We start from the raw sequence: 22,089 nt of genomic DNA, 5'->3' as shown, positions 1-22,089 counted from the left end.
CGCTTATTGCCATTACTTTGTTTAAAAGCATTCATTAAAAAAGGATATACACAGTGGCATATCCTGAATAAAGAAAATTATCGCATAAAAGTTTCAAAGTTCTGTGCTTGATTTGCTAGCATCAACATTAATTTTAGACGTGCTTTTTTTGGATGAAAGTCCCCGCCCATATGCACTCCTAATTTCTTCAAATTATTCGCACTTCCATAATAGTCGTAGGATGGGAACACACGTCCTTCATCTGTTGATGTTGTTAATACGATTTTCGTTCCTTTGTTACTTAATTTTTCAACCGCTTTTGTCATTTCCGGTGTAATTTGACCACGACCAGAACCTACTAAGACAACCCCCTCAACATCCGACTCCAATAGAAAGTCTAAAAATTTGGAGTTTGCCCCTAAATATGCATTTACAATCTCAACATAGGGATAATGATCTTTAATGTCGTAATATTCTTTGTTAATTGGTTTTTGATAAACATTAACCTCGTCATTATCAATATACCCCAACATTCCATAACCAATTGCTCCAAAGGCATCAATGCTTGAAGTGTGTACCTTCTTCACATATTTCGAATTGAAGATTTTCTCATTAAAGACAACACACGTTCCAATATTTTTTGCTTGCTCATTGGAAGCTACTAATAATGAATTTCTCAGATTGGAATAGACATCTGACCCAACATCTGCAGGAGATTTTTGAGAACCAGTTACAACAACTGGTCTTGTATCATCAATAGTTAGTTCTAAAAAATAGGCTGTTTCTTCTAAGCTATCGGTTCCATGCGTAATAACAACACCGCTTACCGATTGATCTTCAAACACTTTTCGTACGGTTTGATTTAAATGATTCAAATTTTCAAAAGTTAGATGCATCGATGGAAGTTGAAATAAATCGATCAATTCGATATCAATCTGATCTTCCAGTTTACACATCTCTAAAATTGCTTCCCCATTTAACTTCCCGGATTCTAACATATTAAATTGATTTCGTTGGCTTGCAATTGTCCCACCTGTAGTGATTAAGACGACCTTTTTTTTCATATAAAACACCTCAAACCTATTATACATAATAAGTTCGTTTTCACACTATTATAATTCTAATTTTGTCATGCATTACTAATTTTTGGAAAAAGTCTATTTTCCGGTGATTCTATAGGACTTATGCAAGATTAAGTGTATATTTCACTTAACTTTTATTATGTCGTATGTGTAGTATCGCTTTAATTTGTTACTGATGAAGATCAAAATTATTGAAAAATTTGCTCAAAATGGTTTTCATCACATCGATGAACACCAAAACTGATGAAATAATTACTCAAGATGGTTTTCATCACCCCAAAACGAAAAAGGAGATCCAAAAAGGTTTTCTATTTTCAAAAGAAAAAATCTACTCCCTAAAGAGCAGATTTTTATACCCAAGTTAAAACTAAAATTAGATATTGTATCATTTTGATGACAGTCAGAAGTATGTTTTATACGTTGATGTTAGAAGTTAGTCTAGTCAAAGCAAACTTTGCCGCATTTGCTCCAGCGATTTTTCCAAACACGGAACCTGCCATAAGTCCTGCGCCTCCAGGGTAGTTTGTATAAAATAATCCTCCGACTACTTCTCCCGCAGCGTACAAACCATTCATTTTTTCGTATAAGAGACTTTGAACTTCTGCCTGTTCATTTATTTTCAAGCCCCCATATGTAAACGTAATTCCACATGTTACGGCATACGCTTCAAATGGGGCTGTATCGATTTTATTGGCCCAATTACTTTTTGGAATTGCCAGTCCCTTTGTACAACGACCATCTTTAATATTGGGATTAAAAGCGACAGACTCATCAACTGCATCATTATAGGCTTTTATTTCTTTTAAGAAGTTTTCTTTATTTAGCTCACTAATCTTATCTGCTAATTCTTCGAGGGTATTGGCTTTCACTTTTGTTACTTTGCGTCCTTTATATTCTTCTCGTAAATACGGCGATACTTTTGCATCGAAAATTTGCCATGCACAATTGTGTGGCTGTTCCATTATGATTTTTCCGTATTTTGCATAGGTATAGTTTCGAAAATCTGCTCCTTCATCGACAAAACGCTTGCCCTCTGCGTTCACCATTATGCCAAATGGGTAACTTAATTTTTGGAAACCTTCTTCAAAATCGGGTAAATAGCGATCACCTGTGACAGAATGGGCCTGTGACCAGTTACCAGCAGGAAGAGCCCCGATGTTTAAAGCCATCTGGATTCCTTCGCCTGTGTTGTAGCGACTACCCCTTGTATGGACAAGATCCCATTTTGGACCAAGGTAACGGGTACGCATTTCTACATTGGCATGAAAACCACCAGAAGCGATAATGACGGATTTTGCTTTCACTCTTTTTGTTTTACCTTTTTCCTTCATCACCACCCCAACAATACCATCATCTGAATGAATTAATTGTGTAGCCATCGTGTCATATAAAATTGCAATGCCTAAATTTTTAGCCTCTTCATGAAGGGCATCTACTAAACCCTGCCCCCCACCGACCGATTCTAACACCATGCCACCCCAAAACTTAAACTTGCCGTCTATTTTAAATGCTTGTCTCCCATAAATCGGAATAAAGCGAATGTGATGAGAGGTTAACCATTTCATCGTTTCATAGCTTTTTTCTGATAATAGGGATGCTAGTGTAGGGTCTGTTTTATAATTGGTCATACGGCAGATGTCTTCATAAAACTCATCCTCTGTATAACTTCCGAAATCAGTTATTTTAAAATCTTCCTCATCCAGGTCTGGAATTAATTGTTTGATGTCATCGTTATTGTTGTAGGCAAATCGAATGGATCCATGGGTATAGGTAGTATTTCCACCCTTTTCTTTTTCCGGTGATTTCTCTAATACGATGGTTTTCGCTCCGTTTTCTCTCGCCGATATTGCTGCGCACATCGCCGCATTACCAGCACCAATGACAACAACATCTGCTTCATAATGGAAGTCTTGAGTCATAGAATTCAACTCCCTTTTCATATCAATTGATTAAATTTTCCCTGTAAAAAATGTTTGAATGAGTGTATTAAATTGGTCCTTCATTTCTAATTGCGTCCAATGACCACATTGACTAAATACATGCAGTTGTACGTTTTTTAAATGCTCCACCAAATAATAACTCGAATCAATAGAGCAAACTTTATCGTTTAATCCGTGCACTAATAACACTTCATTTTCAATTCGATTTAAAGCCACTGTAGGAACTGGTACTGCAGCCGTCGAAAAGATCGAATTATTCGAACGTCTTACTTCTTCTCTCATGGCATTTTCGAAGCGATCATCCGTTAATGATTCAATAACTGACCACATTTTTTCCACATCATAAACAAACCAGCTCATAATTTGTTGTAAACGTTTTTTCGATGGATTGTCATAAAAGCTTTTGGCTCTAGCAAGCTCTAGACTTAGTTTCGTATTTGGTGTTCCGCCTGGGCCCATTAGAACAACCTTGTCAAATCGTTCTGGATATTCTAATAACAACTCAAGTGCAATGGAACATCCTAATGAGTTCCCTACAACATGGACTTTATTCAGATTTAAATGGTCGAGTAATTGAATCATTTGTTTCACCCACTCGTCCATCCATGCTTGGCGATTTTTTAATGGCACTTCTGGATGGCTACTATTCGCAAATCCATATAGGTCTGGTGCTAGACATTGAAAGCTCTCGCCGCATTCTTCAAGTGCTGGTTTCCAGTTTGCAATGGAAGTTACACCTGGGCCCGAACCATGTAAGAATAGGATAGTTTCTGCATTGTTTTCACCTGAACGATTTAAAAACGTTACAAAATCAGTAGTTCTAATTTGCTCACTTGTAATATGTGCCATTTTTCGTAACTCCTCTCTTCTCTACATTGCTTCAATTGTGGTTTTCACTAATTCTTTTTTGGAAATACTGTCACCCCAATACGTGTTACCAAATGCTCGTTCGGACTCGCTCCATTCAACTGGTTCCCAATCTGGTTCGAAAATTAAATAACTACCTGTAAACAGCTCCACCCTTGCGCCACTTCCTGGGTCACAAACATATAAGTAAAGTGCTTGTGAAATGGCATGTTTTCCAGGTCCAACAAAGTCAAAACCATGTTCCCTTAAAATATCTGCAGCACGTAAAATATCTTGAGAATCATCTACCCAATAAGAAAGGTGGTGTAGTCTAGCTGGAGTCGGTGTTTCTTCTTTTTGGCGAGACACTAATGCAACATCATGCACTAATGGTGTTACACTCATCCAGCCTGCTAAAATATCACCATTGTCACCTTTAAGAAGTTCTCGCATATTAAAACCTAAAACATTTTGCATAAACTCATAGGCTTTTTTCGAATTGGCAGAAGTATGAAGATTGACATGATCAAGTCGTCTTGGTGATACCCCTTTTGCCCACGATTTATAAGTTTGGTTTTTCAATACAGAACGACGATGTTCATCTACGGATGGTCGTTCCACATCGTAATAAAGTTCAAACGTATGCTCACTAGGTACTTTGAATCGAATTGCTTCCCCGATGCCTGGAGTTGTCCAAGGTGCGATTGCTTCTACTGGTACCCCTTGTTGTTGCAGAAGTTCTTTAAACTTTTGTACATCTTCTTTCCGTTTCGTTCTCCATCCGATATGGCGAACATATCCGCGGTCTCCTTGTTCAATGGATAAGGTATGATGTTGAAAATCTCCCCACGCACGTAAATAATGAACACCATCAATAACAGTTGTCTCTTCTAAACCGATGACATCTTTAAAAAATACTAACGATTTCTCCAAATCCGCAGATACTAATGCAATATAGCCCAATTTTGCAATTTCTGGTTTCATTTCTATTCCCCCATTCAAATAAGAATTTTTAGGTCGTTTTGAAAGGAACTTGGTTAAACCAAATCCCTCTCAATGAATCTATTACATTTTGTAAACGCATTCATTTTGTATTAATTAATAGCGAATCGCATTTGTTTCTAAACCAGCTAGCACACGGCCGTAGTTTTCAATTGTAATAATTGGTGATAAAGAACGATGAGAATGTAATGTTAGGAAATCTCGAATAACACGTTGCATTGGATGACCATCATATACAAAACCAGAACCGCTTCCTGATAGCAATAGATCAAGCGCCTCTTTTAATAGTTTATTTGCATATCCGATATCTGCTAATGCCTTCACTCGAGCTTGTGGCTCCATATACTTCTTTTCATTTGCCCAGCGATCCAGTTCATTTGCTAGATTGTAGAAATAATGTTCTGCTGTTTCTACCTTTAAAGTAGCTTCAGCTAGAATGGCATGTGTGCTCGCAGCGTCCTTTACATATTCAACACCCATATGAGCCGCCTTACGATATGGAAGTGACTCTTTGAAAATATCTAATGCATTTTTCAATACCCCTAACCCGGATAACCCAAGGGAAAGAATTAAACCTGGGAAAAGTGCTGTATGATACAGTGCGATATCACGTAAATGTGTCGATTCAAAGTTTCCGTTTAACGCTTCATTAAACGATGTCACACGATGTTCTGGAACAAAGACATTCGTCATTTTTACGCTATTACTGCCAGTCCCTCTTAAACCTAGCGTATGCCAGTCATCGATAATTTCTAATTCTTTAAACGGAAGCGTCATTAACTTTTGGTCAACCATAACACCCTCTTCATTATAGATAGGAAAGCCGAAGTACCCCCATGTCGCATGTAAGGAACCAGAACAGAACATCCAGTACCCTTCTTCAATTAAATAGCCACCTTCCACTTTCTTCACAACACATTTTCTAGGTTCATATACACCTGCAAATAAAACGTCTTCCGGATTTTCACTAAAGATTTCATCATGGGCTTTTTCTGAAAATGATTCAGCTACCATTAGTTCCCGTATTCCACAAAGAGCTACAATCCACCCCGTCGATGCACAACCTCTCGCAATTTCAACAACGGCTTCGCTATAGGTTCTTAAATCTAGTTCTAGACCACCATACCGTTTTGGTCGTAACATCGTAAATAACCCTTTTTCTTTTAGCTCTTTTATTGTAGCTTCTGGAATACGTCTAATTTCTTCCGTTTCCTTCGCTCGTTCTCTTAAACTGACGATCATTTCACGTGCAGATTCAATTATAGTACTTTGCTTTTCAATCGCTGTATTCATCCTACTACACCCCTTTTAGTTATAATGACTGCTTGTTATAAATTTACGGTTTATTGCACCGAAAAGTAAGCATAAAAACCATTGAACTTTAAAAGGGGTTTTCAATAAATTTTATTGGTTTTTTGTAAGAAAGGCGGAAGCGCCCTCGCTCAGCCCTGAAAGAAACTGGAGACTTCTGACAAGCATGCTTGCATGCGTAGGAGGAAGTTGAAGTTTCCGAGGGGCTAGGGCGCTGAAGCTAGACAATCAGAAAAGTGGAAGGCGTTCGCCCAGCTCTGAAAGCAACTGGAAGAATCGACAAAAGGACGCTTTTTGTCCTTGAAGGCGATTCTGAAGTTGCCGAGGAGCTAACGCCTGCAGCTAGACAAACAGAAAAACCAGGCAAGTATCAAACCATGCCCGGTCCTCAGTCATTTATCTTATTGTGCTAATGCAATTTTTATATGAGCTAAGTGATGCTCTTGGTGCCAAGCTAATTTTGCTACTTTCGTTGCCACAGTAATTTTCCCGTTGATCTGGTGAGTAAAGAATCGATCTAATTGGTCTTCCGTTAAAGTCTGCCCTAACGATACAATGCGTTCATTGATCCCTTCTAGCATTTTAATCGACGTTTCTACAGGAAGCTTTGTATCCGGCTGAATCGCCCACTTTTCTTCATTAAACGCCGGTACTGTTGGATTATCATCGGTTAAAGCGAGCTTCAGCCGTTGATACATGTTTAACTGAGAATCGGCAATATGATGAACGAGTTGACGAACGTTCCACGCACCTTCACGATACGTTCTGCTTAATTCCTCTTCATTTAATGAGCCTACCGTTTCTCGTAATCGAGTCGTGTAAGTTTCAATTTGCTTTAGCCATTCTTGTACGTTTTCACGTGTTGCCTTTTCAGGAACTTGTAATTGTCCAATTGGGAAGCGTACATCCATTTTTAAATCCCCCTATTAAAATATAATAAAAAGGGCTACACATTGATGTAACCCTTTTGTGTTTGTTGAATTAATTTTTTACTTCTTTTTCCTCAAATAACATTGTTCCGTTTTCTTTTAGGCTTGTATGGAAAGAAAACGCTTTTTCAAGAATGTGTGGTGTTTGACCGCCGACTTTTTCTTTTGCTTCTTCAAAGTAAGCACGTAATTGTGGGCGGTACGTTGGATGTGCGATTTCAATCAGCTTTTCTGCTCGCTTCACTGGTGGCAGTCCACGAAGATCCGCATATCCTTGCTCAGTTACAATCACATCGACATCATGCTCTGTATGGTCAATATGCGATACGAACGGAACAATCGCTGAAATTGCCCCATTTTTCGCTAAAGACGGTGTTACGAAAATTGTAATACGCGCGTTACGAGCAAAGTCGCCTGAACCACCGATACCATTCATTACTTTTGTACCACTTACATGTGTAGAGTTTACGTTACCATAAATATCTACTTCCAGCGCCGTGTTAAATGAAATAATACCTAAGCGACGAATAAGTTCTGGATGGTTAGAAATTTCTTGTGGTCTAAATACAATTTTATCTTTATATTTTTCTAAGTCCTCCGCTAATGAATCTACACGCTTCTTCGAAAGTGAGAACGCAGTAGCTGACGCAAACTTCACGACACCTGCATCAATTAAGTCAAACACACCATCTTGCAATACTTCAGAGTAAACTTCAATATCTTTAAATTGCGATGTCTTCATGCCATTTAATACAGCATTTGCAACTGAACCTACACCTGATTGTAATGGAGCTAAAGATAGAGGTAATTTGCCTGCCTCTACTTCTTTCGCGAAGAAATCTAATAAATTATTCGCGATTTGTTGTGTTTCTTCATTTGGTTCAAATAATGGTGAAGGAATGTCTGGCTGTTCAGATAACACAATACCTCTTACTTTTGCAGGATCTACTTTAATACCAATTTCACCAATACGTTCTCCACATTTGTACAATGGAATTTCTCGACGATCACCTTGCTCAGCTAAAACATAAATATCGTGTATACCTTCATATGCACTTGGAGCAGTCGTGTTCAACTCAATGATAACGTTTTCAGCTTTTTCTACAAAAATAGGCGAGTTACCTACTGAACCTGTTGGAATAATGTAACCATCCTCTGTAATTGCTGCTGCTTCAATAATCGCATAATCGATTTTACCTAATGTTCCTTTGCGCACCTCTTCAGCTACATGTGATAAGTGCTGGTCGATGTAATACATTTCACCAGCATTAATTTTCCCACGCATTGTAGCATTTCCTTGGTAAGGAACACGTAAATTAATAATTTCAGCTTCAGCCATTGATTGGTCAGCAGTTGGTCCTAATGAAGCACCAGTATATAAGTTGACCTTGAATTTTTCATTCTGTCCGCGCTTAGAAAGTGCAAGTGGAAATTCTTTTGGCTCACCAAATAGTGTAAATCCACTCATTCCAAGGTTCATTCCGTCTTCAATCCAAGAAGCTGCTTCCTCTGCTGAAACAACCTTGTCTAAAAACGCCTCATTCCTGATAAATTGGCTTAAATCTTTTCCCATTAACAATCACCTCGTAGTAGTTTTGTTTAACTTCCTTACTCTGTAAAATCTTTGGGGTAAAAATTCAAAACATTATTGCCAATCAAAACTCCATTCACATATTTTTGTATGAGTTTCTTGTCTACCATTGTAAGGTGAACTCCGACGTTCGTCTATTACTTTATTTCTATGGTAATGATAGAAAAAAACTATAATATAACACTATGCAGGGAATTAATGGCCTCTTTCTCCGTGTGAAAATGGAGTTTTTCAATTTCACGTACTAATAACTTAATATATTCCCGTGCAGCATAATTAATTAAACAGTTTTTTTTCATGATGAGATAAACTGCCCTAGTTAAAGATGGATTTTCAATATGTTGGAAGAATAAATCTTCTGTATCATAAAATTCGTATAATGTACGCGAAACAATACTACAACCTACACCACTTCGAACTAGATTTAAAATAGATTTTATACTAGACGTTTCTACTATTGGCTCTAATTGTTTACCAATCTCAAGACTCGTCTTATTAAGTAATTTTCTACATTGATGGATACTTGGGAATAGAATCAGTTGTTCATCTACCACAGAAGAAAATGAAACTTTTTTTTGCCCTTCATTTTTCTGATTACGAATGAGATAAAATTCTTCATCATACAGCTTTGTCACATGTAACAGATCATTTGGATTTAGCTGAAAATCAATACCAAAATCCGCTTTATTTTGTAATACGGCTTTTTCTACCTGATCAGTTGTTTCAATGATCACTTTAATGTTCGGATATAGCTGGTTAAATTGAATACATAAAGTAGATACTAAGTCTGTTATTTCACCCGGTAACACGGCAATTTTCAGTTCCCCGATTTCGCCTTTCGAATATGCTGCAATTTGAGTGGAAATATTTTGTAATGAACCTTGAATATTCAATGCTTCTTGTTGGACAATTTCTCCAACCTTCGTAAGCTCAATTTTTTTGCCAACACGATTAAAAAGTGGATAGCCTACTTCTTTTTCAAGCATCTTAATTTGATGACTTAAAGTAGGTTGCGAGATTTCTAGTTTTTCAGCTGCTTTCGTAAAATGTAGCTCTTTACTTACCATTAAAAAATACTCTAAATGTCGTATTTCCATATGACTCCAACCTTTCTTATGCACTTTTTATCTTTATTTACAAATTTATTAATCAAGCATTCGCACAATATATTTCCCTTCAAGTTTTATACCTTTAGGAAAGTTATTTCAGCTCACTTATGTCTTATTTTTTCTCTGCTAAATCCTTAAGCAACGATATGATTTCTTTGTTTTGTTCGATTTGAATTTCGCTATTTATGCGAATGATCCGAACCCATCTTAATAGCAACGCCGCTAACAAAATAGGTATTAATGGAAACAATAATCCGACCATAGCTACTTCGCTTCCAGAAAAACCCATAACATCATCCCCCTTACACCCAATTTTACCATAAATAGACTTTAGTTCTTGTTTAAGCATTCACCATACGACCTTAAAAACAAAAAAGCACTTATCCTCATACAAGAATAGTGCCTGACTTTTGATATTTTGGAACACTTAAAATCACGGAACAGAATTATTTAAGACGGTTCTCCAAGGATTCGATTGCCAATTTAAGCGCAATTAAGCGGCGTTCGTTTAAAGTTTTTTGAGCACTACCTCCTTTTGCTTTTGCTATCTGTTTTTCGATAGACGGCATGACACTTTGTAAAATATCTTTAGAAGTTAAAATGATCTCTTTATCATAGAAAAACTCTCCCCCATTCCAAAAGGCGTTGAGGCTTTCTAAACCGAGTTTTACAGCGTTTCGTCTCTTTTTGACAAGGGTTGTATTTAAACCTTTTTCTGTCATGCTTTTATAAGCAGTTGAAAGTTTATTAAAAGTCGACTCCAGGGATTTAATGGACATATCCTGGATTTCTTTGCTAACAATTTTCATCTATACGAACCTCTGCTCTCTTATTTAAAAATTCAACAGTAATAGGGGCCTTAAATGCAGAAATAGCACTATTGAGCACTTGAAAAGAGTTTTCTAAAGATCCATTCTATAACTAAATTTATGAATAAATAGGTAGCTCAACAATAAACGTCGTGCCTTCATTTTCTATACTTTCCACCTGTATATGACCTTCATGTAATTGGATAATTGTCCAAACAATTGACAACCCCAATCCTGTTCCCTCAATTGTACGTGAAGAATCTGCCCGATAAAAACGGTCGAAAATCCGGTCAACTTCTGAAGGATTTAAACCGATTCCTGTATCTTTGAAACTTACGATGATTGAGTCTTCCGTTTCTTCCAGTTCTATTTCAATACTTCCATCACGTTGATTATATTTAATGGCATTTGTTAGTAAGTTATCCCAAACATTGTTGAGTAAAGATGGGTCCCCTATAATATTGACGTCAGGTAAAGAGTAGCTTAGCATAATCCCTTTTTCACTTACTTGCCATTGATAATTTCGTATCAATTCTTTTATTTGCTCACTCACATTGAATGCTTTTTTTTTCACAATATCATCACTGCGATCTAACGAGGCAAGGAGTAGTAGCTGTTTCGTTAAGTTCGATAACCTTCTAATCTCATCATGGATAATGGAAACGTACTGTCCTCTCTCTTCTACAGTAATTGACTCATTTTCTAAGAGCTTTGTATATCCTTTTATATTCGATAATGGTGACTGAATATCATGAGAAATATTTGAGATGAATTCTTTCCTCACGTCATCTGCTTGTTCTAATTTTCTTGCCATGCGTAAAAAACTATTGGAAAGCGCTCCTAACTCATCGTGTCGAGTAATATCAAGTTCAACATTAAAATCGCCCTTGGAAAGTGATTTTGTAGCGGTTGTTAATTTTGAAATCGGCTTTACTAAATATTTCGTACTAAAAAGGACCAGAATGATGCTCAAAAGTATAGTGAATAATAGTAACCAGGCAAATAAAAGATGCATTTCATTAAAAAGAAGTTTAATATCGGGTCGGATGAAAAGGGCATAGTTTTTTTCATCATATGTAAATGGAACCCCTATTGTATTCTTCAATTCATTTGCAAAAAACCCTGTTACAAACGTTTCTTGTGGAAAATTAAGGATCCCATGATACGTATTTTCGTTTAATACGCCCTTAATCGTTGAAGGAGAAAGACTTTTATCTCTAAATGCTGCCCCCCAAAAGGCTTCTTCCCCCACATCATTAATTAGGTAGATTTGATAGCCAACCGAGGAAATATGATCTAAGTGTTCTTCCAAGTCGAGTTTCGGATGTTCTTCAATATATGTTGAGACTGATTGCGCAATTTTTGTGATTTTTTCATCATTCTCAGGTTTTAATACTCGCTGATAGTAGGTATTGGATATTAAAAAACTAAAAATACTGCTCAATACCATGATTCCAATCGTAATAACGATGAATTTTACGTAGAGTGTTTTCATGATCGATTAGCCTCTAGTGAATACCCAACCCCACGAACGGTTTTAATTTGAAAGTCATCTGTTAATTTCGTAAAACGTTCTCGTAATCTTTTAATATGTACATCGACAGTGCGTTCATCTCCTTCATAATCGATTCCCCAAATTTGTTCAATGAGGTGATCTCTAGAGAAAACTTGCATCGAATTGGACATTAGAAAATACAAAAGCTCAAATTCCTTTAATGGTAAAAGAAAAGTTCTGTCCTCAATCTGAACTTCATAGCTCATTTTATTTATTGTTGTACTTCCGATGCGAACAATAGGTTCCTCTGAGTGATTGTCATATCGCCGCAATAAAGCTTTTATCCGATAACTTAATTCTCTTGGTTCAAATGGTTTCACTAAATAATCGTCTGTACCAGCTTGAAATCCCTGTTCCTTATCCTCGATTTGATTTTTAGCTGTTAGAAGGATGACTGGGATATTAAACTGCTGTCGAATTTCTTTTGTTAATTCATAACCGTTCATAAACGGCATCATCACATCAACAACTGCTAAATGACAGTCTTCCTTATGAAGGATTTCTAAAGCGCTAATTCCATCTTTTGCTTTGAATACTTGATAACCTTGCTCAGATAAGTGAATGGATACAAGGTTTAAAATATTAATATCATCATCCGCAACTAAAATCTTTGTCATATTGGTAGCTCCTTACGTTCATGGCGAATTGAATATCAAAAATAGCCCAGTATAAATTAACGGGGCTATATGTAAAATTATCGTTTAATGTTAAGCGTTCTCCTTTAATTCATAGTTTAATCCTGCCTCTTGCATAATTAAACCATCACTCATTTTAATGATGTGATCTGCATAAGAAAGCATCTCTTCATCATGGGTAACAATTAGCGTAGTAATGTTCAAGGTTTTCGTTATATCTCGAATTAAATCCATTATATCTTTAGATCTTTTTGAGTCTAGACTTGCAGTAGGTTCATCTGCGAAAAGAACTTTCGGTTTATGAATAATCGCACGAGCAATGGCTACTCTTTGTTTCTCTCCACCTGATAATGAGGAGGGATATGCCTGTTTTCGATGGTCCATTCCAACTAATTGTAGAATTATTTCAACTTCTCTTTTTTGTTCATCTTTCTTTAATTTCGTTTCTGAAACATCTAGCATTAACATTAGTTGTTCTTCTACTGTAAGAAAGGGAACAAGGTGTGCAAATTGAAAAATAAAACCAAATTTTTTGGATCGTATTTCTCGAATTTGCTCTTGATTCATAGTACTTAAATTGTTCTCTTGGAATAGTACCTGACCATCTGAGGCAGATTGAAGTCCTGCTGCGATTGTAAGTAGTGTACTTTTACCTGAACCTGATGCACCTACTAATGCTGTAATTTCACCTTCTCTAAGAGAAAGATTTACACCTTTTAATATTTCTTCCTTCATATCCCCATTAGTAAACGTTTTTCTCACCTTATTCATTGTGAATAAAGACATATTACATCTCTCCTTGTTGAATCGCTTGTAATGGTTCGATTTTTTTAATTTGTAAGCTTGCGATCGTCGTGCCAATAAAGCCAATCACGAAGAATACCCCGGATAATATCAGCGTTGTTTCAATAGACAAATGAAAAGGCATTCCTTCAGGTGCAACCATGTTAAAACTTTGGCTAATTGCAATTGACAGAGCTAGTGAAGTAAGGGTAATAAACATCATTTGTGTCCACATCATTGTAAATAATCGACTTGTCTTTAAACCAATTGCTTTTAAGATGCCATATAAACCAATCTTTTGAACATTCATCATGTAGAAAAAGATTGCAAACAACATGCCACTAATAACGACTAGAAACCATACAATCATAGTTAACGTCATTTGTTCTGCGTTATAACTAGGTATTGTTTTCAAAAATTCTTGCTTTGAAAATGATTGTAAACCTGTAATCTCTTGTGGAGCATTCTCTTTTGGTATAAATACTAATTGCATCTCATCAACTCGATACAGTTCTTTGTAGTTCTCGATATTAATAAATGCAACGGCTGCATGACTAAATTTCGATTGGTCAACAAACCCTTTTACAATAAACTCACCACTAAATTGAGGGTTCGTTAATCTATCTCCAATTTTGACTCCTTTATCTTCCATTGAGCGATCTAATAAAATTTCACCGGCTTTGACATCCTTAAAAATTTCCGACCCGGTTGACGTAACAAAAACAACACTTTGTTGCTTGTCATGTTGATCATTCAAAAAGCCCATTTGAATAGAGAATGCGGTAGCGTCTTTATAATCGTTAATTAATTCTTCCTGCATACTGCTATTGATTCGAGATAGGTTATACGTTTCTTCTGCTTCAGCATTCATGTAAAATTGTCCTTCTGGTAAATCTTTAATTAATGAAGCATTGTCCTGTGATAAGCCATTCGCTAAGCCTGAAATAATAAAAGTTAATAAACTAACGAGAAAAACGATGGAACCTAATATTAAAAATTTCACCTTATTTTTCTTAATTTCTTTCAATGCAAGATTCATGTTCATCCTCCACCTTCTTTTTGACATCCTTAGAATACACTTCTTAAATGAACGGAAAATGAACGGATGATTACATTGTTAGCACAATATAAAAAAGCGACCCTTTAAGAATCGCCCCCACACTAGCTCTATTTAATTAACTACCACATGTGCTTTATTAAGCGAATTATGATTCTGGGTATAAACATTAAGATGTTCCAAGCCACTTCAAATAAAATCGAATCCCTAAGCTCAATTAAGATTTCTTTAAAAAAGCTGTTCTGCTTTTTTTTATTTTTCATCTTCTAACTCCCAATAACTTAATAGTGAAATCAATTATTAAATTGCTACTTCCCAACTTAAAATTTTTGTGAATTTTATACCTATCGTCTCCTTTCTAATTAAAGAATCCATTCAAGGAATTTTGCAAGAATGAAAAGTGGTACTCCAACGATTAGTGTACCAGCCATAAAATAACAAATACTTTTAACAATATCAGAGACAGCTCCAGCGAAATCATCTATAAATTTAAGCATTTCTATCGCTCCTTTATACTGAAAATTTCCATTCTCTCTCACGCTATTTTAATACTTTTTATTGAAGAACAATGCTGTTTTCTGAAAAAAGTGCGGGCTCAAAAGAAAACACCATTCAACAGAAAACATAATTTTAAGATGTAGAACATTACATATCTTTTACCCTTTATTATTGAATCCTAAAATATTGACATCCGAATAACTCTACTAATACTTTTACATTTTTCAACACACAAATCTATTACTAAATCACTTTATTTGCCAAACTATTATGGAAAATTTAGAAGTAGATTACTTTTTACAGGATAAGGCTTGTTTATTACTAGTGAATATAAATAAGCTTAACATAAGATTCAAACTCATTATCTAATTAGGGATTATTATGACATTTCCAGTTTTAGAAGGTAAAGTAGCGATCGTTACAGGTGCACCAATGGGTATGGGTGAATCAACAGCGAAACTTTTTGCGGAGGCAAAGGCGAAAGTTGTTATCGCAGATTTCAATGAAGAAAAAGGTTGTCAAGTGGCAGAGGAGATTAAAGCTGCTGGTGGTGAAGCTACCTTTGTAAAAGTAGACATTTCAAATTCAGAACAAGTTCAAGAAATGGTAACGTTCACAGTTGAAACGTATGGAAAAAGGGTAGCGACACAGAATATGTCTACTGTGACATAGATGGAAATCGGGAGTCTGAAGAATATTTTATGATAGCAGCAGATATAGAATTTTCAATTTAAGCTAGGTGTGCACTGTCCACTTTCTGAATTGAACCTTGCATCTGATGCTGATTAATACCTGGACTGTGTTAATCTATGAAATAACTGATGATAAGGTATGACCCTGTTAAAACAAAAAATAAGCCGATCCATAACCGACTTACTTTTTTCTTAAAGAAGATCTTCTTTAGTTTAATAGCTACCACACATTTATATGAAGGCAGGTCCTGTATAGAATTCATATTCTTTTGAAATTTCCTCTGAAGCTTTCAATAAATGATTCGCTATTTTTTGAAACTTTTCTGGTCTCAAACGATGTGCTGGTCCAGCAATATTAATCGCTCCAATTGCTTGTCCATTTGCATTTAATATTGGTACAGCTAATGCATTTACACCGTCATATTTTTCTTCCACACTAGTAGAATAACCACGTATACGAACCTTTTTAATTTCCTCTATAAAGCTCTTTTCTTCTATTATAGATTTCTTTGTTCTCGGTGTACGCTCTTGCATTAATATCCGTGTTAATAAAGAATCGTCACTAAAAGCAATTAATGCTCTTCCTAAACTTGAACTATAAAGTGGTGTTTTATCTCCATTCATTGTCATAAAACGAAGTGGATGGCTACTTTCAACGCTTCCGATTATTAGTACATCTAAATCATCCACAACTCCAAGCTGCGTTGTTTCTCCCGTAATCTGAGTCAATTCTTTCATCGTATCTAAAGAAATTTGATATAAGTCGTTTGATTCTGTAAAAAATTGCCCTAACGAGAAAATGGTCGGTCCCAAGCGATATTTCGGTGAATTCGTATCCTTCATAACAAAACCCTCAGTTAATAGTGTACGTAAAATTCTACTTACAGAGCTACGATGGATTCCCAATAATTCTGCAATTTCTACCGTTCCGAGCATAGGTTGATCTTTAGTAAATAGTTTTAGAAGTCGTAAAGCATTATGAACAGATTCTAGTAAGTCATTTTGAGGTTTCAATTAGCCCACCACACTAAACATTCATTTTTAAAATCAAATCGAATAAAATAAATAATCCTACCCCAGTAGATACAGAAGTAATCAGACTAGGAATTAATTTCTCCTTAGCTAAAAGCCATAAGAACGCAAAAACAAATATTGGTGACGCTAAGTAATATTTTACAAAATAAAGCAAAATAACAAAACCTATTAAAAGAAGTGTTACCACGATAATATTTTTTAAGCTAGAGGATGATTCAACCTTCTCTTCGTGTTCTATTCCTGCTCTTATTATTTTAATATTTTTAATAGCTTGATATATAGAAGCTATTAATAAAATAATGGATACAAAAATTGGAAGTAATCGAGCTTTTTCATTGTATCCAAAAGCCATCCACAATGTTAGTACACTAATTAGGATCATTATAACATTTATTATAAACTCTTCCTTTTTCAATTTAACTACTGACATTGTTAACACCTCTTTTTCTGCGAATAAAAGGTAAAATCAATACTAAAATCGTTATAACAAATAATCCCATTGAAATTGGTCTTGTAAAAAATCCAATAACCCCTACTGAATCAATTGTTTGATGAAAACTGCGTTGCATTAAATCCCCTAGTACAAGAGCAATTACTAATGCAATTCGTGAATAATTATGTCTTACCATAAAGAAACCAATTATACCGAAGATAACTGCAACAACTACATCTGCTAACATTAAATTAGAGGCATAAGCTCCTATCATTGCTAATACTAGAATTAGAGGTGCAATATATGTTGTTTTTACAAGTGTTACTTTTGTTAATTGACTTGCTGCTATAACACCAATCAGTGTGGAAGCTACTGTTCCAATTACTAAAGCATAGATTAACAAAAGTGCTATATTTCCATTTTCCAACAGCATTCTAGGTCCGGGCTGTATACCATGTAATGTTAAAGCTCCAAGTAAAACGGCCATCTCTAAACTACCTGGGATACCGAAAGTTAAAGTAGGTAGAAGTGCTCCACCATCTTTTGCATTATTAGAAGACTCAGGTGCAATAACGCCTCTAATATCTCCTTTACCGAAGTTTTCTGGATTTTTTTCAGTACTTACAGCTTGCCCATAAGCTACATAATTTGCTACTGAGCCACCTACTCCAGGTATGATTCCAATAACCGTTCCAATGAGGGAGCTTTTTAAGAATAATTTAAAGTTTTGAAAGATGGATTTAAAACCATCAAATACGTCTTTATAAGAATTTTTTACATTTCCACCACTATCGTCAATTGTTCCTTTTTGAGAAAATAAAGCTACTGCTTCAGAAACTGCAAATAGTCCAATAATCATTGGAACCAGTTGAATCCCATCCCACAAATAGTAAGAACCAAATGTATAGCGTTCAATCCCCGTTACCGGATCTAATCCGACAAATGCCAGCATTAATCCAAACAATCCAGCAATTATTGCTTTCCCCATATGTTCCTTATCAATAATTGCAATCATTGCAAGCCCCATAATAGCCATCATAAAATATTCAGGATATGAAAAAAGCATTACCAAGTTTTTGCCGAATGGTAGTAGCATTGTTAAAATGATTGCTCCAAAAATTCCTCCTAATGTTGATGCCATAGCCGCTGCTCCAATGGCATAACCCGGTCTTCCTTGCTTTGTTAACTGATACCCATCAAAGGTAGTTGCAGCATTAGTTGGAGTACCAGGCGTATTAATTAAAATAGATGTAATAGAGCCACCGAATGTAGTTGCCGCAGCAGCACTAATTAATAACATAATTGCTTGACCTGAATCCATCGTAAAAGTAAGTGGCATTAATAATGCTAATACTTGGGGACCTCCTAATCCCGGTAGAATTCCAAAAATCAAGCCCAATAGAGCTCCTAAAAAGATAAATAATAACGATTTAAAAGTAAAAACTTCAGCCAATGAAGACAAAGCCATATCTAGCATTACGATTTCCCCCCTTGAAGAAAAGAAGAGATACTCAATTTAGCATCTCTACTTTTGTGATAGTTTATTTATCTTGCATCATTAAATCTTTAAAAGACATCATAGCATTATAACCATCATTAGAAAGCTTCTCCGCACTTTCCCAATTTGAAGAATTAAATTCTAAACCTGCTTCTTCTGCTTGCTTCATATAATCTGGATCAGCAACAGCTTTATCAAATGCTTCACGTAGTAAGGTTAATATTTCATTAGGAGTACCGGGTGTTGCAATGATTGTACGATTCCCCATAGTAACATTTAGTAAATCTCCATAACCCAGTTCACCAACTGTTGGGATATCCGGGTAGTCAGTAGCACGCTCTTTACTATGCATAACAAGTGGGACTAAATCTCCTGATTCAATATAATCAACTGAAGACGTATAAGGGAATTGAACAATGTCAACATCTCCACGTACTGCCGCTAATAATGCTTCGCTAGAACCTTCATGGGTAATAATGTTTAAGTTAATTCCTAATTCTTCAGCGAATGCCATTAAACCTAATCCATCAGTAGACGAGACGCTTACTACACCTGCATTTACAACATCAGCATTTTGTAAATCTTCTATTGTTTTATACTTTGATTTTGCTGAAAGAGTAGTAATATAATCTAAGGTCGTAATATTTCCTACGTACTCCATATTCAATAAGTCATATTTTGCTGTATCCATTACTTGATTGGCATAGTGTCCTGGTAAGTTAGCCAAACCAATCGTATGCCCGTCTGGTTTTGCACGCTCAATTTCTGATAATCCTACGTTCCCTTCTCCACCAGGAGCATTTTTTACAATGATAGTTCCATCATTAGGAAGGTATTTCTCCATATATGGTGCAATTAAACGGACTGAAGTATCAAATCCTCCGCCTGGACTATACGGTACAACAAAAGTAATTTCTTTAGATGGAAATGCACTAACATCCTCAGAAGATACTGCAACAGTCTTACTTTCATTATTATTACAAGCAGCTAAAATCAATAAAACTAATCCCAAAATTATAGATAACAGCTTAGAGTTTTTCATGAACATACACCCCTTGATTTTATTTTTTATCCCACCTGTATTTAAATTACAAATTTATCGAATGTAGATGTAATAAACAAATCTTCTAGTTTAAACTTTTTAGAAATTAACCCCTGATCATAGGAGTACTCCACCATTTTTTCTAACGTATGTCTATTTTCTTCAATACCATAAGGCCAGAACATTTCTCCCATCACAGCTTTAGTTTCTTGCATATGGTTATTAAGCCATGGTAGTGAAGTTTTTAATGCTACTGTCTGATTTAAGTCTGTGAAACATTTCTTCTTTGCTTCTTCAAAAGCTTGATATAAGTTTTGTGCTACCCAAGGATATTTTTCTAAAATTTCATTTTTAATTACGACTGTATGCATAATTGGAAAAATACCTGTCTTTTTGTAGTATTCTTGTTCCACTGTTTTATAATCTTCAAACAAACGTTTAACTTTATGAGGATGAGTTGTAAAGCTTGATGGTGCACGAGCTGTAATTAATGCATCAATTTCTCCATTAAGAAGCATTTCATTTAGTGTTTGGTTTTCACCAATATAATGAAGCTCTATATTTTTAGGGATTTCAATTTTTAGTTTTTCAACACGACCAGGCGTTTCCTCTCCACCTTGATACCAAATGAGGTCTTCTGGATTAACTCCATATTCATCTTTTAAAATACCTCGAATCCAAAGGGATGCTGTAATCTGGTATTCTGGTACACCTATTCTTTTTCCCTTTAAATCTTCAGGACTACTAATCCCTGATTCGGTGTTAATAAATATTGACGAGTGTCGGAAAACACGTGATGGGAACACAGGAATCGCTTTATAATCACATTGATATTTATCCATATTTATCATGTATGAAGACATCGACATTTCTGAGATATCGAATTCTTGATGGCGTACCATGCGCCAGAATGTTTCTTCGGCCTCATTCGGTAAATAAATTAAATCAATTCCTTTTACTTTTACTTCTCCATTTTGTAATGCTTTTGTTCGATCATAATCCCAACAAGATAAACTTAGTTGTAAATTAGCCATTTATATCCCCCTCATCTCTTTCTTTTTTCTAATTATATAGAAAAGTCTGATTTCATTTCCTCTTATATTCTCGTATAAAGAGAAAGTATTTCGAAAATTCTCTCTCAAAGAACGAGTTGTTTAAATGAATGTACAGTGAAACGTGAAAATTTCGATTAGCATGGAGAAGGTAGAAGGTCAAACTACAATTACATGAGGGACAATTCAATGAATATATCTAATTTTTTGTTTAAATTTTGAATCTACGAATAGAGGAAACTAGTGTCGTTTTAGTCTTTTACTGGGGGATATCAAGGAGTTGATAGCCTTGGCAGCCTTTGTTGATAAATAAGATAGAGGAAAAATTAGAAATTTAAATTATTTAGTAGAGATTAGAGCCTAGATATGGAACCGATCAATATCTGGATTTTATTAGTTTGTAAAATGATATAAATACCGATGAGTTACGATACGATCAGACGTAAAAAAGAGCCGAATTAAATTCGACTCACTGTACGGTTAAAGCGCCTTATTATTGAACAAACAGTAGTAACTCAAATATATATTAATCACCAAATGCAAAAATTAGCTCTAACTCGCAAACTAATTCTCCATCTACAGTGGCAATACCTTTCCCCTTCCCAATAGGTCCTTTTAAACGTGTAATTTCAACCTCAAGACGGAGTTGGTCACCTGGTTTAACTTGTTGTTTAAAACGACATTGATCTATACCAGCTAAAAGTCCTAATCTTCCTTGGTTTCCGTCTTTTGTTAACATCACCACAGCACTTACTTGAGCTAATGCTTCGACAATTAATACACCTGGCATAACTGGATAATTCGGAAAATGCCCATTAAAAAAATTCTCATTTATTGTAACATTCTTTATACCGACTGCTCTTTTTCCTTCTTCCAATTCCAAAATTCTATCCACTAAAAGAAATGGATAGCGATGTCTAATAACATTCATAATACTTTGAGTATTTAACATTATTTAATCCTCCATAACTAACAATTTATCCACTCTATTTTAACACTTGATACTAATAGTAGATATTAGTTTTTTCTATTCAAGAATGGTCCGTTCGGAATAAAGTAAGTATCATTACTGTTAAGTTTTGAAACAATAGTAATATAAAAAAGCCGAAGCGAATTTGATATGCTCCCCAATAGGTAGACAGATGAAAAAACAAAATCTGTTTATCTGTTGGGGGGTATTTTTTATGGGGCGAAGTAAGCATACGATTGAA

At 35.5% G+C, this 22,089-nt stretch carries 22 protein-coding genes; 1 reads left to right on the top strand and 21 read right to left on the bottom strand.

Annotation, left to right across the window (positions count from 1 at the left end):
- Positions 1-77 precede the first annotated feature (77 nt).
- The 15 genes from EK386_RS18465 to EK386_RS20635 form a co-directional block, all read right to left on the bottom strand.
- Positions 78-1,043, bottom strand: coding sequence for an asparaginase (locus tag EK386_RS18465; RefSeq protein WP_126660657.1), 966 nt, complete (start codon positions 1,041-1,043; stop codon positions 78-80).
- 431 nt (positions 1,044-1,474) lie between these two features.
- Positions 1,475-2,980, bottom strand: a complete 1,506-nt coding sequence (tcuA, locus tag EK386_RS18460) for an FAD-dependent tricarballylate dehydrogenase TcuA (RefSeq protein ID WP_126660656.1) — start codon at positions 2,978-2,980, stop codon at positions 1,475-1,477.
- Between the two features lie 30 nt (positions 2,981-3,010).
- Positions 3,011-3,850 carry an alpha/beta fold hydrolase gene (locus tag EK386_RS18455; protein WP_126660655.1) on the bottom strand — a complete coding sequence of 280 codons (840 nt, stop codon included), beginning with the start codon at positions 3,848-3,850 and terminating at the stop codon, positions 3,011-3,013.
- A gap of 21 nt (positions 3,851-3,871) precedes the next feature.
- Complete coding sequence (locus EK386_RS18450; RefSeq protein WP_126660654.1) at positions 3,872-4,831, bottom strand: VOC family protein; 960 nt, start codon at positions 4,829-4,831, stop codon at positions 3,872-3,874.
- A 114-nt stretch (positions 4,832-4,945) separates the two neighbouring features.
- The gene (locus EK386_RS18445; protein ID WP_126660653.1) at positions 4,946-6,142 is read right to left on the bottom strand and encodes an acyl-CoA dehydrogenase family protein; all 1,197 of its coding nucleotides are present in this window, start codon (positions 6,140-6,142) and stop codon (positions 4,946-4,948) included.
- A gap of 419 nt (positions 6,143-6,561) precedes the next feature.
- The gene (locus EK386_RS18440) at positions 6,562-7,071 is read right to left on the bottom strand and encodes a YfiT family bacillithiol transferase (protein WP_126660652.1); all 510 of its coding nucleotides are present in this window, start codon (positions 7,069-7,071) and stop codon (positions 6,562-6,564) included.
- A 70-nt stretch (positions 7,072-7,141) separates the two neighbouring features.
- The gene (scpC, locus tag EK386_RS18435) at positions 7,142-8,662 is read right to left on the bottom strand and encodes a succinyl-CoA:acetate CoA-transferase ScpC (protein WP_126660651.1); all 1,521 of its coding nucleotides are present in this window, start codon (positions 8,660-8,662) and stop codon (positions 7,142-7,144) included.
- A gap of 188 nt (positions 8,663-8,850) precedes the next feature.
- Positions 8,851-9,777, bottom strand: a complete 927-nt coding sequence (locus EK386_RS18430) for a LysR family transcriptional regulator (protein ID WP_126660650.1) — start codon at positions 9,775-9,777, stop codon at positions 8,851-8,853.
- A 124-nt stretch (positions 9,778-9,901) separates the two neighbouring features.
- Positions 9,902-10,078, bottom strand: a complete 177-nt coding sequence (locus EK386_RS20360) for a hypothetical protein (protein WP_179966064.1) — start codon at positions 10,076-10,078, stop codon at positions 9,902-9,904.
- A gap of 157 nt (positions 10,079-10,235) precedes the next feature.
- Positions 10,236-10,598: a hypothetical protein gene (locus EK386_RS18425; RefSeq protein ID WP_126660649.1), complete on the bottom strand. Its 363-nt coding sequence runs from the start codon at positions 10,596-10,598 to the stop codon at positions 10,236-10,238.
- A gap of 118 nt (positions 10,599-10,716) precedes the next feature.
- Positions 10,717-12,093 carry a sensor histidine kinase gene (locus tag EK386_RS18420; protein ID WP_126660648.1) on the bottom strand — a complete coding sequence of 459 codons (1,377 nt, stop codon included), beginning with the start codon at positions 12,091-12,093 and terminating at the stop codon, positions 10,717-10,719.
- Positions 12,090-12,770 carry a response regulator transcription factor gene (locus EK386_RS18415; RefSeq protein ID WP_126660647.1) on the bottom strand — a complete coding sequence of 227 codons (681 nt, stop codon included), beginning with the start codon at positions 12,768-12,770 and terminating at the stop codon, positions 12,090-12,092. The genes EK386_RS18420 and EK386_RS18415 overlap by 4 nt, the downstream gene beginning before the upstream one ends.
- 90 nt (positions 12,771-12,860) lie before the next feature.
- Positions 12,861-13,574 carry an ABC transporter ATP-binding protein gene (locus EK386_RS18410; RefSeq protein ID WP_126660646.1) on the bottom strand — a complete coding sequence of 238 codons (714 nt, stop codon included), beginning with the start codon at positions 13,572-13,574 and terminating at the stop codon, positions 12,861-12,863.
- 1 nt (position 13,575) lies between these two features.
- Positions 13,576-14,610, bottom strand: coding sequence for an ABC transporter permease (locus EK386_RS18405; RefSeq protein WP_126660645.1), 1,035 nt, complete (start codon positions 14,608-14,610; stop codon positions 13,576-13,578).
- A 380-nt stretch (positions 14,611-14,990) separates the two neighbouring features.
- Positions 14,991-15,125, bottom strand: a complete 135-nt coding sequence (locus EK386_RS20635) for a hypothetical protein (RefSeq protein ID WP_281274277.1) — start codon at positions 15,123-15,125, stop codon at positions 14,991-14,993.
- Positions 15,126-15,507: 382 nt separating this feature from the next.
- Here EK386_RS20635 and EK386_RS18400 point away from each other — a divergent pair, with 382 nt between their 5' ends.
- Positions 15,508-15,798, top strand: coding sequence for an SDR family NAD(P)-dependent oxidoreductase (locus EK386_RS18400; protein ID WP_126660644.1), 291 nt, complete (start codon positions 15,508-15,510; stop codon positions 15,796-15,798).
- Positions 15,799-16,049: 251 nt separating this feature from the next.
- Here the strand turns inward: EK386_RS18400 and EK386_RS18395 are convergent, their stop codons facing one another.
- The 6 genes from EK386_RS18395 to fabZ form a co-directional block, all read right to left on the bottom strand.
- The gene (locus EK386_RS18395; RefSeq protein WP_126660643.1) at positions 16,050-16,832 is read right to left on the bottom strand and encodes an IclR family transcriptional regulator; all 783 of its coding nucleotides are present in this window, start codon (positions 16,830-16,832) and stop codon (positions 16,050-16,052) included.
- A gap of 13 nt (positions 16,833-16,845) precedes the next feature.
- Positions 16,846-17,283 carry a tripartite tricarboxylate transporter TctB family protein gene (locus EK386_RS18390; protein ID WP_126660642.1) on the bottom strand — a complete coding sequence of 146 codons (438 nt, stop codon included), beginning with the start codon at positions 17,281-17,283 and terminating at the stop codon, positions 16,846-16,848.
- Positions 17,270-18,763 carry a tripartite tricarboxylate transporter permease gene (locus tag EK386_RS18385; protein ID WP_126660641.1) on the bottom strand — a complete coding sequence of 498 codons (1,494 nt, stop codon included), beginning with the start codon at positions 18,761-18,763 and terminating at the stop codon, positions 17,270-17,272. Before EK386_RS18385 ends, EK386_RS18390 begins: the two co-directional genes overlap by 14 nt.
- A 64-nt stretch (positions 18,764-18,827) precedes the next feature.
- Entirely contained in the window at positions 18,828-19,826 is a 999-nt protein-coding gene (locus EK386_RS18380) for a tripartite tricarboxylate transporter substrate binding protein (protein WP_158674470.1), read from the bottom strand.
- A 41-nt stretch (positions 19,827-19,867) separates the two neighbouring features.
- Positions 19,868-20,860, bottom strand: coding sequence for a PhnD/SsuA/transferrin family substrate-binding protein (locus tag EK386_RS18375; protein WP_126660639.1), 993 nt, complete (start codon positions 20,858-20,860; stop codon positions 19,868-19,870).
- Positions 20,861-21,404: 544 nt separating this feature from the next.
- On the bottom strand, positions 21,405-21,830 hold the full coding sequence (fabZ, locus tag EK386_RS18370; protein ID WP_126660638.1) for a 3-hydroxyacyl-ACP dehydratase FabZ: 426 nt from the start codon (positions 21,828-21,830) through the stop codon (positions 21,405-21,407).
- Between the last annotated feature and the right edge of the window lie 259 nt (positions 21,831-22,089).

Origin of the sequence: Lysinibacillus antri (assembly GCF_003977595.1) — a bacterium.
Taxonomy (GTDB): domain Bacteria; phylum Bacillota; class Bacilli; order Bacillales_A; family Planococcaceae; genus Ureibacillus; species Ureibacillus antri.
Note: the sequence above shows the minus strand (reverse complement) of the source record. Positions and strands in the feature narration are given on the sequence as shown.